Source organism: Myxococcales bacterium, assembly GCA_016706225.1.
In the GTDB taxonomy this organism is placed as follows: domain Bacteria; phylum Myxococcota_A; class Polyangia; order Polyangiales; family Polyangiaceae; genus JADJKB01.
Genome location: JADJKB010000024.1, coordinates 398,267 through 412,586, shown reverse-complemented (window position 1 = coordinate 412,586; position 14,320 = coordinate 398,267). Strand labels below are relative to the sequence as shown.

13 protein-coding genes are annotated in these 14,320 nt (G+C 67.6%); 8 read left to right on the top strand and 5 right to left on the bottom strand.

What is annotated here, in order from left to right; genetic code table 11:
- Nucleotides 1-48: 48 nt before the first annotated feature.
- From IPI67_37715 to IPI67_37695, 5 genes are read right to left on the bottom strand one after another with little or no spacing between them, the layout of a single operon-like run.
- Nucleotides 49-1,143: an ArsA family ATPase gene (locus tag IPI67_37715; protein MBK7585912.1), complete on the bottom strand. Its 1,095-nt coding sequence runs from the start codon at nucleotides 1,141-1,143 to the stop codon at nucleotides 49-51.
- Nucleotides 1,140-2,033 (bottom strand): ArsA family ATPase, encoded by an 894-nt coding sequence (locus IPI67_37710; GenBank protein MBK7585911.1) that lies wholly within the window; start codon nucleotides 2,031-2,033, stop codon nucleotides 1,140-1,142. The genes IPI67_37715 and IPI67_37710 overlap by 4 nt, the downstream gene beginning before the upstream one ends.
- Nucleotides 2,026-2,976, bottom strand: a complete 951-nt coding sequence (locus IPI67_37705; GenBank protein ID MBK7585910.1) for a prenyltransferase — start codon at nucleotides 2,974-2,976, stop codon at nucleotides 2,026-2,028. Before IPI67_37705 ends, IPI67_37710 begins: the two co-directional genes overlap by 8 nt.
- Nucleotides 2,973-3,641, bottom strand: a complete 669-nt coding sequence (locus IPI67_37700) for a hypothetical protein (GenBank protein ID MBK7585909.1) — start codon at nucleotides 3,639-3,641, stop codon at nucleotides 2,973-2,975. The genes IPI67_37705 and IPI67_37700 overlap by 4 nt, the downstream gene beginning before the upstream one ends.
- Nucleotides 3,638-5,140 carry an NAD(P)/FAD-dependent oxidoreductase gene (locus tag IPI67_37695; protein ID MBK7585908.1) on the bottom strand — a complete coding sequence of 501 codons (1,503 nt, stop codon included), beginning with the start codon at nucleotides 5,138-5,140 and terminating at the stop codon, nucleotides 3,638-3,640. The genes IPI67_37700 and IPI67_37695 overlap by 4 nt, the downstream gene beginning before the upstream one ends.
- Before the next feature lie 282 nt (nucleotides 5,141-5,422).
- Here IPI67_37695 and IPI67_37690 point away from each other — a divergent pair, with 282 nt between their 5' ends.
- From IPI67_37690 to hypE, 8 genes are read left to right on the top strand one after another with little or no spacing between them, the layout of a single operon-like run.
- The gene (locus IPI67_37690; protein MBK7585907.1) at nucleotides 5,423-6,583 is read left to right on the top strand and encodes a hydrogenase small subunit; all 1,161 of its coding nucleotides are present in this window, start codon (nucleotides 5,423-5,425) and stop codon (nucleotides 6,581-6,583) included.
- Nucleotides 6,580-8,286 carry a nickel-dependent hydrogenase large subunit gene (locus tag IPI67_37685; protein ID MBK7585906.1) on the top strand — a complete coding sequence of 569 codons (1,707 nt, stop codon included), beginning with the start codon at nucleotides 6,580-6,582 and terminating at the stop codon, nucleotides 8,284-8,286. The genes IPI67_37690 and IPI67_37685 overlap by 4 nt, the downstream gene beginning before the upstream one ends.
- The gene (cybH, locus tag IPI67_37680) at nucleotides 8,283-9,017 is read left to right on the top strand and encodes a Ni/Fe-hydrogenase, b-type cytochrome subunit (protein MBK7585905.1); all 735 of its coding nucleotides are present in this window, start codon (nucleotides 8,283-8,285) and stop codon (nucleotides 9,015-9,017) included. Before IPI67_37685 ends, cybH begins: the two co-directional genes overlap by 4 nt.
- Complete coding sequence (locus IPI67_37675) at nucleotides 9,014-9,553, top strand: HyaD/HybD family hydrogenase maturation endopeptidase (protein ID MBK7585904.1); 540 nt, start codon at nucleotides 9,014-9,016, stop codon at nucleotides 9,551-9,553. The genes cybH and IPI67_37675 overlap by 4 nt, the downstream gene beginning before the upstream one ends.
- 37 nt (nucleotides 9,554-9,590) lie before the next feature.
- Complete coding sequence (hypF, locus tag IPI67_37670) at nucleotides 9,591-11,876, top strand: carbamoyltransferase HypF (GenBank protein ID MBK7585903.1); 2,286 nt, start codon at nucleotides 9,591-9,593, stop codon at nucleotides 11,874-11,876.
- Between the two features lies 1 nt (nucleotide 11,877).
- Nucleotides 11,878-12,165: a HypC/HybG/HupF family hydrogenase formation chaperone gene (locus IPI67_37665; GenBank protein MBK7585902.1), complete on the top strand. Its 288-nt coding sequence runs from the start codon at nucleotides 11,878-11,880 to the stop codon at nucleotides 12,163-12,165.
- The gene (gene hypD, locus IPI67_37660; GenBank protein MBK7585901.1) at nucleotides 12,140-13,288 is read left to right on the top strand and encodes a hydrogenase formation protein HypD; all 1,149 of its coding nucleotides are present in this window, start codon (nucleotides 12,140-12,142) and stop codon (nucleotides 13,286-13,288) included. Before IPI67_37665 ends, hypD begins: the two co-directional genes overlap by 26 nt.
- Entirely contained in the window at nucleotides 13,285-14,319 is a 1,035-nt protein-coding gene (gene hypE, locus IPI67_37655; GenBank protein ID MBK7585900.1) for a hydrogenase expression/formation protein HypE, read from the top strand. The genes hypD and hypE overlap by 4 nt, the downstream gene beginning before the upstream one ends.
- Nucleotide 14,320 lies beyond the last annotated feature (1 nt).

Below are 14,320 nucleotides of genomic sequence, written 5' to 3'. Positions count from 1 at the left end.
TGCACGGCTTGCCGAGACGAAGGAAAACCGCGCACTGCCTGCGTCGGCTCAGGGCGCGACCAGGCGGGCCGACAGCTCCACGAGATCCGCGATGGAGTGCACGTCGTGGTCGAGCTCGTCCACGCGAACGCGCAGCAAATCTGGGGGTAGTTGCTGCTGAAAAGCCGCCCAGTCTCGCGCCTCGGCGTGTGCAGTGCGAACCGCGTCGCCGTGCGTGCGACGAAGCCAGCGGATGCACTCCGCATCGAACCCGTCGGCCGCAAGCCTCGCTAACGACGCCTCCGCCTCGGCACCGTTCCCCACTTCGACCAAGGGATGGACTCGATTCTGAACGACGGCGCTCAGGGTCATGCCGAGCTCCTCCAGCGAAGCGCCCAGCGCGCGGGCTCCAACGAGCAGCTCGGGCTCCGGGCCAGCGACCAATACGAAGGCCGTGGTGTCACTCGAGAGCAGCGCCCGTGACTCGCGGGACCGCCGCCGCACGGCCCCGAACAACCCCTCGAACGACGACGCCAACGTCGACACCTCGTCGAGAGTTCCGGCTCCAGCGGCACGCCGCAGCATGCGCAAAATCCGCGAAGCGATCGGCGGCGGACGAACGAGCACTCCCAGCACCTCCGGGTCCAGCAAACGGTCGATGCGCGACGGGGCACGCACGAAGTCGAGGGCGTGGGCAGCAGGCGGCGTGTCGAGCACGATCAGGTCGTAGCGCCCTGACTCGTGGAGCCGACACAGCTCCTCGATGGCAACGTACTCGGTCGAGCCCGAGAAGCTGCGGGAGAGTTGCTTGTAGAAGCCGTTGCTCAGGATCGCACGGGCCACGCCGCCGGCTGGAGCGTGCCGCTCGACGAAGGCGTCCCACGCGCGGGCTGGCTCCAGCATGCCCGCCGACAGCTCTCCGCCGGGTGAAAATTCCAGGCTGCTGGAGCGCTCGGCGTCGACGCGGGCCAGCTCACCCGTGAGCTCTCCAATGCCCAGCGCTCGGCCAAGGGCCCGCGCGGGATCGATGGTCAGCACCGCAGCCTTGCGGCCGGCCACCGCACCGGCGAGGGCGATGGCGGCCGACAAGCTCGTCTTGCCCACACCGCCGGTGCCGATGCACACGACCAATCGGTGTTGCGCGAGCAGCGCGCGGAAGCTCACGTGCCCTCCACGAGGAGGCGGCCCAGCGTTCTGAGCTCGTTCACTCCGAATCCGTCCGTGACCAGGCGCGGGAGGCGAAGTGCCACCAGACCGCAGGCGCGTTCGAGCCGCTGGATGGCTCGCTCTTGGATGCGCTCCCACCCGAGCGCTCGTCGAGCCGCGGTCACGAGCCCGGCCGACCCGGGGGTGTGTTCCAATCGCGAGAGGCAAGCCTCCACGCCCTCGGGTGCTGGCGACAGACAGCGGTTGACGATCACCCGACCGAGCGGCAGGCCGAGCTCGTACCGGATGCGCCGACTGGTCTCGGCCGCCTCCAAGATTGGCATCTCCTCCGCCGTCGCCACGACGTGAATCGACGTCGTCTTCGGGTCGGCCAGCACACCATGCACCCGCCGCGCCTCGCGCTGCACCCGCCCGCGCCGAAAGGCGTGTGCCGCGGCGCCGGGCATACGCAGGTGCTCGAGCGCACTGCCGCTTGCCCCGCCATCGACCACGACGACGTCCCAGCGTTTCTGCAGCACCAGCTCGTCGCGTACTTTGCCGATCGCCAGGAGCTCCCTCACTCCTGGGGCTGCTTGGACGAACGCCGCATACAGCGGGTGCTCGAGCACGACATCCGTCAGGCGCCCGAGGTGCACCTTGCGCCGGAGGTACTCGGACAGGGCGGCCGCGCCATCGAAGTAGGTCAGGACCACTCCGGAACGGCTGTGCACCAGCGCGCCGGGAGTGGTCAACGCCTCGCCGAGAGCACTGCTCGTTCCGCCGGGTGCATCGAGCTCGATGCAGAGCACGCGCGCGCCTTGCTCGCGCTTCGCCAGGGCGAGCGCAGCAGCGACGGTCGACTTGCCAACACCGCCTTTGCCGAGCACGAAGTGGAGACGCTCAGCCAAAGATCGAGATCCCTGCGCCGGCGCCCAGCGAAAGGAGCACGAAGGACAGCAGCGTCCAGCCCTGGGCAGGCACGATCTCCTGCGGATGATCGTGGTGCTTTGCCAGCCGCATGGCCGCGCGCACGGAGAGCGGCAGCCCCAAGAACCCGCCCAGCACGCCCAACGGCAGGCCGAGCAACGGCAAGAGCGCGACGCCGAGATACGTGACCCCGACCAGACCGGCAAACACCCGCGCAGCTCTCGCCCGCCCCAGCCGCACGACGAGCGTGCGCTTGCCGGCCTCGGCGTCCGCCCGCGCGTCCGGGAACTCGTTGATCCACAGGAACCCCATGATGGCGAGCCCCAGGGGCAACGACGCGACCATGACCGCGAGCGAGACATCGTGCCGCTGCACCAGATAGGTGCCGCACGCGATGACGGGTCCGTACGCGAGCGCAACCGCGGCCTCACCCAGCCCTCGGTAGGAGAGGGAAAACGGCGGCGCGTGATAGAAATATGCAAGCGCGACTCCCACGACTCCCAGCGCCATCACGCTCGGCTCACGCAAAAGGACGATGGCGAGCCCGGCGCCAATGCCCAGAGCGTAGAAGACCGCAGCCATGATCGCGCACTGACGGCGGGTCATCAGCCCGTCGACCAAGACCCGCTTGCCGCCGCTGAACGGGGTGCGTTCGTCTTGTTTCAGTCCTTGATCCGCGCCCGAGTCCCAATCGAAGATCTCTCCCGACGCGTTCTTCGCCGCCTCGATGCAGAAGATGCCGAGCACGGTGACGGCGAGCCAACCCGCGGACAGGGGCCCTTGCCACGCCGCGATGCTGCCGCCGAGGATCATGGCCGCCACTGAAGCGAGAGTGATCTTGGGATCCGCGACCCGCCAGATGCCGGCGAGAATGTTGTCGCGTCGGGCAAGCCCGGGACTTTCCGCTGCCGTGTTCGTGCTCATGACCACACCTCCGCCAGCGCCCACACCACCGTGGGCACGATCAGGTTGTCGCTGCCGCGGGGCGAGAGGGCCTCCGCCAGCGCAGCCCCCAAGCCAAGCCCTGCGGCCTTCGAGAGCTCGACTTTCGCGCCGAAATACCAGCCAGCGAGCAGCACGCCGAGGGTGGATGCGACCAGCACGACCAGCGAGCCTTCGAAGCTCTTCTGTTTGCCACCCGGCGCGCGAAACCTCCGCTTCCCGAAGCGGCGACCCACCAGGCCCCCCACCCCGTCGCCCAACGACAACGCCAAGAGGCCCGCCGCTGCTGGGAACGGCGCCCTCACGAAACCGAGCAGAGTGAAGACGGCGTAGGCGAGAGTGTAGAGCGAGAGACCACGCCAGTGCTCGTCACCACCGGCGAAGGTATCGTGTACCCGCTGCGCCCAGCCGCTTCGACCGGCCACGAGCGGTACACTGACGGTCAGCAGCGCCGCCAAGGCCACGATCGCCAGCGGCGCGACTCGTCCATCGAACCACGGCCACGCGAACACCCAGACGCCGGTGCCGACGTGCAGGAGATCGCGCACGTAGGTCGTCGCGAGACCGAGGTGATGTACGAGCACGCACCCGCCCAGCCCCATCGCGAGGACGCCGACCGCAATCAGGGCAGCGATGAGGTCGTTCATGCTGCCCTCCGCGCCGACGCGAGGGACTCGATCGCCGCCACTGCTTCGAGCGCCGAGACGGTGGCGAGCTCGGTCCCGATGCCGCGACCGCCGGCGCCGTCGCCCGCGAAGAACAACCCCGGAACGGGCGTCACCACCGGGAGTCGCTCGGCACCCACTTGACCCGGCCGTTGACCATTCGAGATCGCGGCGTTGTTGCTCTTGCCCATCCAGAGGCCAACCTCGGGCACCGGGCTCCACTCGACCCATTCGAGCTCGTCCCAAAATCCGGGCAAAATGCTGGCAAAAGCCGCCAGAATCCGCTCACGCCAGCGCTCCGGAGGATCGGCGGGGTCGCTCCGCACCGGGCCGTAGATGCTGGCGACGACGAGCTGCTTCCCGTCGGGACCCAGGGACGGATCGTAATTCGTCGGTACTGGCGCGTAGATGGCCATCGGATCGGAGACCCGCCCGTCGTCGATCGCGGCCACGGTGTCCCTCATCAATTCGAGACTGAGGTCGGCGAGGGTGTGTCCACCGAGTGAGACGCCGGCAATCAAACATCCCTCTTCGATCAGCGGGCGTCGCAGCGCAAACTTGATCTGGTGTGCGTTGCCGGAACCTTGCACGCCCTCCACCTGGCTCACCCAGTCCTTCGGCAGGCTCATCCCCTCGAGCAACGGCAAGCTGTCGCGCGGAGCCAAATTGCACACCACCACGGGCGAGCGATACTCGGTGCCATCCTCCGTCGCCACCGAGAGCCCCCCTCGGTGCTCCGCGATGGAGACAACCCGCGCTTCGGTGACGATCTCTCCGTCGCCTGCCGGCACGAGGCCGAGCAGCGCGTGGATGATGCTGTCCATCCCGCCCTCGACGTACGAGAGGCTGTAGGCGCGGATCACCCAGCGCAGACAGCGCACCGCTTCGCCCGCAGACACCTGCCAGGGTGGAAGCACGAAGAAGATGCTGGCGAGGAAACTGAACAAGAAGTAGGCGCCGGGGTGCTCGGTGTGTTCGCGCACGAACTCGTCGAGCGTGCGCCCATCCCAGCGCCGCAGCTCGGGCTCGGTGAGGGTAAAGACCTGGAACAACATGCGCGCGAGACTGGCCATTTCTGCCGCAGAAAGGCCCAGTTTGCGCGCCGCCTCCAGGGCGTACGCGGGAAGCTGAAGGCGCTTCTCCGGCGCCGCCAGCTCGAACATGCCGCGCGAGCGCACGGGGATGCGGTGGGTGATGAAGCGGGGCTTTGCCAGACCCAGTTCGGAGAGCACGTGCCCGATCGGGCCCTTCTCTCCACGAGAGATCAGATGACTGCCAACGTCGATCTTGAATCCGTCGCGGGTGTATGACGCGAGGATGCCACCCAGCGCGTGGTTCTTCTCGAGCACGAGCACGCGGCGGCCGCGCTGCGCCAGCACGCCCGCAGCCACCGAGCCACCGATGCCGCTGCCCACGACGATCACGTCGTAGTGCAGCTGACTGCCCTGGGAACAGGTCGGTGGGATCGGGAGCAGGGTCATCGCAACCTCGTGCCTAGTTCGGATGCGAGCGACGCAGATGTTGCGCCGCTGACTCCGTGGCCTGGCGCTCTGCGAGCTGAAGAGCGAAGGGCGTGCCAGCGTGGACGCGAGCGGATTTCACCGTTGCGGCGGCAGTCGAGCGCAGGCTCATCGCTGCAATCGCTGCATGGGTTATCTCGGAGGACGACGAGATTGCCGGAAGCCTGCGCCTGGAGCCCCAATCCGAGCCGGGTACGCCTGGCACGGTCCCTGCTCGCTCTTTTTCACTCCAGGAGGTTCAACATGGGAGTGAGGACTTGGAGTTTCGGTGACGAGCTCGAGGCTCACGGGGTCGGTCGTAGGGAGTTTCTCGCCTTCTGCTCCGCGGTCGCGGTGACACTCGGACTGCCGGCGTCGGCCAGCGCGCAGATCGCCGAAGTGCTGGAAAAGAAGCAGAAACCCATCCTGGTCTGGCTCGAGTTTCAGGACTGCGCCGGCAACACGGAGTCGTTCCTGCGCTCGAGCAAACCGTCGGCCGCCGACGTCGTGCTGGACGTGCTCTCGGTGGACTACCACGAGACCATCATGGCCGCGGCGGGTCACCAGGCCGAGTCGGCCCTCGATGCCACCGTGCAGGGACACAAGGGCCAGTACATCGTCGTCGTCGAGGGTTCGATCCCAACCGGGGCAGGCGGCGCCTACTGCACTATCGGCGGAAAGTCCGCGCTCCAGATCGCCCGCGAGGTTTGCGGCGGAGCGCTGGCCACGATCGCCGTCGGCACCTGCGCCGCATTTGGCGGTCTGCCCGCCGCCTCCCCGAACCCGACCGGTGCCGTCAGTGTCGCGGACGCCGTCCCGCATCTGAAGACCCTGATCAATCTCCCCGCGTGTCCAGTGAACGCCGAGAACCTGACGGCTGTGCTGGTTTGGTTCCTGACCTATGGCAACTGGCCGCCCACCGACAACCTGAAGCGCCCGCTGTTCGCCTACGGCAAGTCCATTCACGATGCTTGCGAGCGCCGTGCGCACTTCGACGCGGGCCAGTACGTCGAGCAGTTCGGCGACGAGGGGCATCGCGTCGGCTACTGCCTGTACAAGATGGGCTGCAAGGGCCCCGTCACGTTCCAGAACTGTCCGAACGTGCGCTGGAACGAAGGGACCAACTGGCCGATCGGCTGCGGGCACCCGTGCCTGGGCTGCGCGGAGCCGCACTTCTGGGACCGCATGACGCCATTCTACGAACATTTGCCGGGAATTCCGGGCTTCAGCGCCGCCTCGAGCATCGACAAGGTCGGCCTCCTCGCCACCCTCGGTGTCGGCGCGGCGTTCACCGCACACTCGCTGGCTCAGCTGGGAGCACGCATGGTCCGGAACCGCCCAAAGACGACCCCGACCGAACCCCCGCCGGCGGCCGCCGACTCCAAACCCGACGCGGACGATGAGTCCGAGGAGAGCCAGTCATGACCCACATCGTCGTCGATCCGGTCACTCGCATCGAAGGCCACCTGCGCATCGAGGCCGAGGTCGAGGACGGCAAGGTCGCGAACGCTTGGTCGAGCTCCACGATGTTCCGCGGCATCGAGATGATCCTGAAGGGGCGCGACCCTCGTGACGCCTGGGCCTTCACTCAGCGCATCTGCGGCGTGTGCACGACCGTTCACGCAATCGCGTCGATCCGCGCGGTCGAAAACGCCATCGGCGCCGAGCCGCCGCCGAATGCGCGGCTCCTGCGCAACCTGATCATGGCCTCGCAGTGCGTGCAGGACCACGTGGTGCATTTCTATCACCTGCACGCCCTCGACTGGGTCGACATCGTCTCGGCGCTGGAGGCCGATCCCGGCGCGACCTCCGAGCTCGCTCAGAGCATCTCCGACTGGCCCAAATCGAGCCGCAAGTACTTCGAGGGCGTCAAGGCTCGCCTCAAGGGGTTCGTCGACCGCGGACAGCTCGGCCCCTTCGCCAACGCGTACTGGGGTCACTCGGCTTACAAGCTGCCGCCCGCGGCGAATCTGCTGGCGGTGGCTCACTACCTCGAGGCGCTGGACTGGCAACGCTCGTTCATCAAGATCCACGCCATTTTGGGCGGAAAAAACCCGCATCTGCAGGGTTTCTTGGTCGGCGGCATGGCGACCCCGGTGGACCCGAACCAGCAGGCGTCCATCAACATCGGAACGATTGCCAACATGCAGAAGCTGATCGCCGAAGCGCGCGACTTCGTCACGCGGGTGTATCTGCCCGACCTCTTGGCGGTGGCCGGGTTCTACAAGGATTGGGCGAGCTACGGCGGCGGCGTGGGCAACTTCCTGGTCTACGGCGAGTACCCGGAGACGGATGGCGCAAACGCCAAGCTGTACATCCCATCGGGAGTGATCCGCGACAAGAACCTGAAGCAGGTGGAGGCGTTCAATCCGGACAAGATCACGGAGCATATCAAACACTCCTGGTACACCTATGCGGGTGGCGACGACCAAGGACTGCACCCACGGCAGGGTGAGACCCAGCCGAACTACACGGGCCCCAAACCGCCGTTCGATCGCCTGGACACCAGCCAGAAGTACAGCTGGCTGAAATCACCTCGCTACGACGGCTTGCCGATGGAGGTGGGTCCGCTGGCTCGCATGTTGGTCGCCTACGCCTCTGGGCATGGAAGGGTGAAAGAGCTGGTGGGTGCCGTGCTCGCCAAGCTCGAGGTCGGGCCCGAGGTCTTGTTCTCGACGCTCGGTCGAGTGGCGGCCCGCGGCATCGAGACGCAGGTCCTGGTCGAGAAGATCGGCGACTGGGTGGACGAGCTGGCCAAGAACATGGGGCGGGGTGAGCTGCGCATCCACGACAGCTCGAAGTGGGATCCCGCGTCGTGGCCCAAGGACGCGACCGGCGCGGGCTTTCACGAGGCGCCGCGAGGAGCGCTCGGTCACTGGGTCCACATCAAGGACGGCCTGATCGACAGGTATCAGTGCGTCGTACCCAGCACTTGGAACGCCGGACCCCGGGACTCCGCCGACAAACCAGGCCCTTACGAGGCTGCGCTGCTCGGTACGCCGATCGCCGATCCGGAGAAGCCGCTGGAGATCCTGCGCACCGTGCACTCGTTCGACCCTTGCATGGCGTGCGGCGTCCATGTGCTCGACGCCACCGGCAGAGAGCTCTCGAAGGTGGTCGTCCGATGACCAGCTCGACGGTCGATCACGAGCGAGACCGCGTCGCGCACGCTGAGGCCGCGGAGTCCCTCGAACCCGTCTACGTGTGGGATCTCGTCGTCCGCAGCACGCACTGGTTGATCGTCTTCTCGATGGTCGTGCTCACGGTGACGGGGATCTACCTCGGAAGGCCGTTCTTGACCTCTCCGGGACCCGCCTCGAACACCTTCGTGATGGGCTGGTTCAAGGTCGTCCACTTCTACGCCGCCATCGTGTTTTCGTTGAGCGTCGGCGCCCGGCTGATCTGGATGTTCACCGGCCCGCGCTGGGCGCGCTTCGACCAGTTCGTGCCGACGACACGCCAGCGCCTGCGGGACATGCTCGGGACCTTCTTGTTCTACATCCTGCTCCGGCCGACCCCGCCGCCGACGGTTGGACACAACCCGATGGCTGGCGCGACGTACGTGGCGGTCTTCGCCCTGTACCTGGTGATGATCTTCAGCGGGCTCGCCCTCTACTCGGTCAGCGCGCACACCTCCTACATGAAGGTCTGGGGCGAGCTGTTGCCCCTGTTCGGCGGGGCGGCCGGCGCGCGCTGGCTCCACCACGTGGTGATGTGGCTGCTGATCGGCTTCTCCGTGCACCACGTGTTTTCGGCGCTCCTGGTGTCCCGGGTCGAGAAGAACGGCACCGTCGACTCGATCGTCAGCGGGTACAAGTACCTGCCCAAGTCCCTGCTCCAGGATCGGCAGGACCCATGACGGAGAGACCTCGGCTGCTCGTCCTGGGATTGGGTAACGTGCTCTGCAGTGATGACGGCGCGGGGGTCGCTGCGGTGCATCAATTCCTGGACCAGTACGAGGTCCCCGAAGGCGTGCAGGTGCTCGACGGCGGTACGCTGGGCATGTCGTTGTTGTCGGTCGTCGCTGACGCCGACGAGCTGGTGTTGGTCGACGCCGTGCAAGCCGGCGCCCCGCCGGGCAGCTTGGTGGTGGTCGAGGGTGACGAGGTCGTGCCGGTCATCAGCGAGCGTCTGTCGGCGCACCAGGTCGGTGTGCTCGATCTGCTCTCGGCCGCACAGTTCGTGGAGTGCTACCCGAAGCGCGTGATCGTGCTGGGCGTCGTCCCCGAGAGCATCGAGCTCGGACTTGCTCGCACTCCGCGGGTCGCAGCGAGTCTGCCAGCCCTGGTCGAGCGGGTGGCCGACGAGCTTCGTGGCAGGGGCTTCGAGCTGCGCCGGCGCCAGTGCCCGGAGGAAGGGAGTCGAGCGCGTGCGGCCCGTGTCCTCGGACTTTGAGCGGCGCGTCGAATCGCCAGCCAGCGCGGGCGGCGATCTGTCTGCCCGGGCGGGCGCGCGCATCGAGGTACGCGGAGTCGTCCAGGGCGTCGGCTTCCGGCCCTGGGTCTACCGGGTCGCACGCGAGCTCCGACTGGGCGGGAGCGTCTTCAACCAAGCTCGCGGTGTGACCATCGAGGCCTTCGGGCGAGCGGGCGCCGTGGACCAGCTCGTGCAGCGATTGCGAGGGCAGCCGCCGGGCAACATCCGCGTGCGCGAGGTCGCGGTGACCTCCATCCCGCCTGAGCCAACCAAGACATTCAGCATCGCCCCCAGCACGGATGGCGACCAGTGGGCGCTCTCCCTTCCGCCGGACCTGGCCACTTGCCCGTATTGCCTGGCCGAGATCCTCGACCCCGAGGACCGACACTTCGGTTACCCCTTCACCAGCTGCACCGCGTGCGGGCCGCGTTTCACCATCACGACGGGGATCCCCTACGATCGCCCGACGACGACGATGGCGCCGTTCGTGATGTGCGACGTTTGCCAGCGCGAGTACGACGACGTCGGCGACCGGCGGTTTCACGCGCAGACCAACGCGTGCCCCGACTGCGGTCCACAGCTCACCCTCGTCGATCTCGCAGGCCAGCCGATGGCGACGGCGGGCGCGGCGTTGTCCAAGACGGTGGAGCTCCTCTCGGACGGCGCCATCGTTGCCATCAAGGGACTGGGCGGCTTTCACCTGGCCTGCGACGCCACACGCGAGGATACGGTCGCTGCGCTCCGAGCGCGCAAACACCGCGACGAAAAACCCTTCGCGGTGATGGTCACCTCGCCGGCCGCCGCGCAGGCCCTGGCCGTGCTCTCCCACGCCGAAGCCCGGCTGCTGGAGAGCGCCGAGCGACCCATCGTGCTGACCCGTGCGCAGACAGGGGGTCGGCTCGCCGCCGGGGTTGCACCGGGCAGCCAGCGTGTGGGGCTATTTTTGCCCTACACACCGCTGCATCACCTGCTGCTGCGTGCCGTCGGTCGTCCGCTCGTCATGACCTCCGCCAACCCGGCGGACGAACCCATCTGTCGGGACGACGCTGAGGCGCGGCACCGCCTGCGGGGCATCGCCGACGCACTCCTGACCCACGACCGCGAGATCGCGACTCGCTGCGACGACTCGGTCGCGGCCGTGATCGCCGGACAACCGAGCCTGTTCAGGCGCTCGCGGGGCCACGTGCCCCACCCCATCGCGCTCGCTCGAGGCGTCGAGCATTCCGTGCTCGGCTGCGGCGCTCACCTCAAGAATACCTTTTGTTTGGCCAGCGGTGACAGCGCCTACCTCGGACCGCACGTCGGTGATCTCGACAGCATCGCAACTCTGGACTTCTACGAGCTCGCCATCTCGCGGCTCGAGACGCTGGTGCACATCCACCCCGAGGTCGTCGCTCACGATCTGCACCCCGGTTACGCTTCGACACGCTACGCGCTGGCGCGCCCGGCAGCAGCGAAGGTGGGCGTGCAACACCACCACGCCCATGTGGTGAGTGCGATGGCGGAGCATGGACTCTCGGGTCCGGTGCTGGGCGTGGCCTACGACGGAACGGGTTGGGGAACCGACGGCACTGCCTGGGGCGGAGAGCTTTTGTTCACCCGCCTCGACGGGTTCGAGCGCCTGGCGACGTTCCGCCCGATCCGCCTGGCCGGCGGAGAGCGCGCTATCCGTGACGTCTGGCGCATCGCCCTCGCGGTGTTGCTCGATGCCTACGCGGACGACGCCCCCATCGGAGAGCTCGCGCTATTTTCCGCGGTAGCTCCCCAGGAGCTCCGCGTCGTGCGCCAGATGCTCTCGCGGGACCTGAATGCACCCCAAGCCCGCGGCGTGGGTCGTTTGTTCGACGCCGTCGGCTCCTTGCTGCTCAGCCGCCCGACCGCGAGCTACGAGGGTCAGGTCGCGGTCCTCTGCGACGAGCTTGCTGTCGGCCCGAGAGCGGTGAGCTACCCGTTCTCGCTGTCGAACGAGATGCCCCGGGAGCTCGATACACGACCCATCGTCCGCGGCGTGGTGGCTGATCTGCTCGCCGGTCGTTCCAGAGAGCTGATCGCAACCCGCTTCGTCGACACGCTCGTCTCGGCGACCGTCGCGATGGTGCGAGCCGCGCTCCGTGAAGTCGGTCGCATGCCCATCGTGCTCACCGGCGGCGTCTTCCAGAACGCCCGTTTGGCTGAGGGTGTGCTAGCCGAGCTGAGCCCCGAGTTCGACGTCCTTCTGCACAGCGAAGTGCCCTGCGGTGACGGCGGCGTCGCTCTGGGACAGGTGCTCGTGGCGGACGCAGTCTTGCGAGGGAGGAGCTGAGATGTGCCTCGGAGTCCCCGGTCGTGTCGTCAGCATCGATGGCCTCGTTGCCAGGGTGGATTTTTGGGGCGTGCAGAAGGACATCCGGCTGGACGTCGTCGATCAGAGTGTCTCCCCGGGAGACTACGTGCTCAACCACGTCGGCTACGCGATCCGGCGCATTCCGGCCGAAGAAGCCGAGCAGACCCTGGCGCTCTACGACGAGCTGCTCCGCGCCGAGGACCAGGACTTGATGAGCGCGGACGTGAAGAGCGAGCTCGAAGCTGCAGGAGGTCGCCGTGGACGCTGAGCTCACGTTCCGCGATCCGGCGCGCGCGCGCGCACTCTCGGCGCGCCTCGAAGAGGAGGTGCACGCCTTGGGGCGGGACCCCGTGACGGTGATGCACGTCTGCGGCAGCCACGAGCAGGCCATCGCTCGCTTCGGTCTGCGCGCGGCATTTCCCGAGGGGCTGGACGTGATCATGGGCCCCGGCTGTCCCGTGTGTGTGACGGACGTGCCAGAGGTGGACGAAGCCGTGGCCCTGGCGCGCTCGGGCATCCGAGTCTCGACCTACGGCGACATGCTGCGGGTGCGCGGCACGGTGCAGTCTCTCGGGGACGCGCGCGCCGACGGAGCCAAGGTGGACGTCGTGTACGGCGTGAGCCAAGCGGTCGCGCTCGCGCGGGAGATCCGGGAGCCCGTCGTCTTCTTCGCGTCGGGGTTCGAGACCACCGCCGTCGCAACCGCGGCGGCGCTGCTCGACGACCCTCCGGCGAACTTCAGCGTGCTCTCCGCGCACAAATACATCCCGCCCGTGATGGAGATCGTGGCGGAGATGCCCGGGGCAAAGGTCGAAGGATTCCTGGCCGCGGGACACGCCGCGACCATCACCGGTTACGGGGTGTTCGAGCCCTTCGTGGAGCGGCACCGAATGCCGGTGGTCGTAGCGGGGTTCGAACCGCTCGACGTGCTCGCCGGGCTGCTCGAGCTCGTGCGGGCGATTCGCTCGGGAGTGCCGAAGGTCGTGAACACCTATCCCCGCTGTGTGACGCGCGAGGGAAACCGGCGAGCGCAGGAGCTCTTGTGGCGAGTCTTTCGGCCCATCGGCGGCCGCTGGCGCGGGATCGCTCATGTGCCGAACGGCAACCTCCGGCTCAGGGACGACTTCGCAGACTTCGACGCCCGGCGACGCTTCGACATCGATGTTTCGTCGCTCTGGGACTACGCACCGCCCAAGCTGGTGCAGAAGTGTCAGTGCGGTGACATCATGGCGGGCATCGCCTCGCCGACGGACTGTGAGCTGTTCGGCAAGGAGTGCACTTCGGACGCGCCGGTGGGGGCGTGCATGGTGAGCTCCGAGGGCACCTGCAAGATCTGGCTCACCTACGGCGGACACCCGGATCTGCGAAACATCCGGCGGAGGGCGTCATGACCCGCAATCAGGGTCTCGTCGAAGAGCGCATCACACTCAGCTACGGCGCGGGCGGCAACGCCATGCGCAGCCTGATCGAACAAATCTTCGTCCCCGGGTTCGCTCGCATCGACGGCATCGGCCTCGAGGCCATGGATGACGGCGCGGCGCTCCGCCTCGGTGATCAGTGGCTCGTCATCACCACCGACTCCCACGTCGTGCACCCGATCGAGTTCCCCGGCGGGGACATCGGCCGGCTGGCCATCGCCGGCACCGTCAACGATCTGGCCATGATGGGCGTGACGACACCGCTCGCGCTGACCTCGGCCGTGGTGATCGAAGAGGGGTTTCAGCGGGTCGTGCTCGAGCGCATCTGGGCCTCGATGCGGGCGGCATGCGAGAGCGCGGGCACCACCATCGTCACGGGTGACACCAAGGTGATGGGCAAGGGTGAAATCGACGGCATCGTGATCAACACCACGGGGGTGGGGCTCACACGGCGGGTCGTCCCAGACTCCGGGCTCTCAGCCGGCGACCGCATCTTGGTCACGGGCAGCATGGGGGACCACGGACTCGCGATCATGGCTGCGCGCAACCAGCTGGACCTCGAAGCCCCGATCTTCTCCGACGTGGCGCCGCTGAACGATCTCGTCCGGCGCGTGCTCGAGGTTGGTGGGGAGGGAGTCGTCGCGCTCAAGGATCCCACCCGCGGCGGGCTCTCGAGCGCGCTCCACGAAATGGCCGAAAAGAGCGGGGTCGGCATGCTGATCGACGAGCCGGCGATCCCGGTGCGACGCGAGGTCCGCGCGGTCGCCGAGCTCTTGGGCATCGACCCGCTCTTGGTCGCCAACGAAGGCAAGGCGGTCATCGGCCTCTCTGCAAACGTGGCCGATGCCGTGCTCGACGCGGTGCGCTCCCATCCCCTCGGGCGTGACGCCGCGCTGATCGGCGAGTGTGTGAGCGAGAAACCCGGCCGTGTCGTGCTCGACACCGGTTTTGGACGACGCCTGCTCTCGGAGCCCGACGGCGTGCTCCTGCCCCGCATCTGTTGAG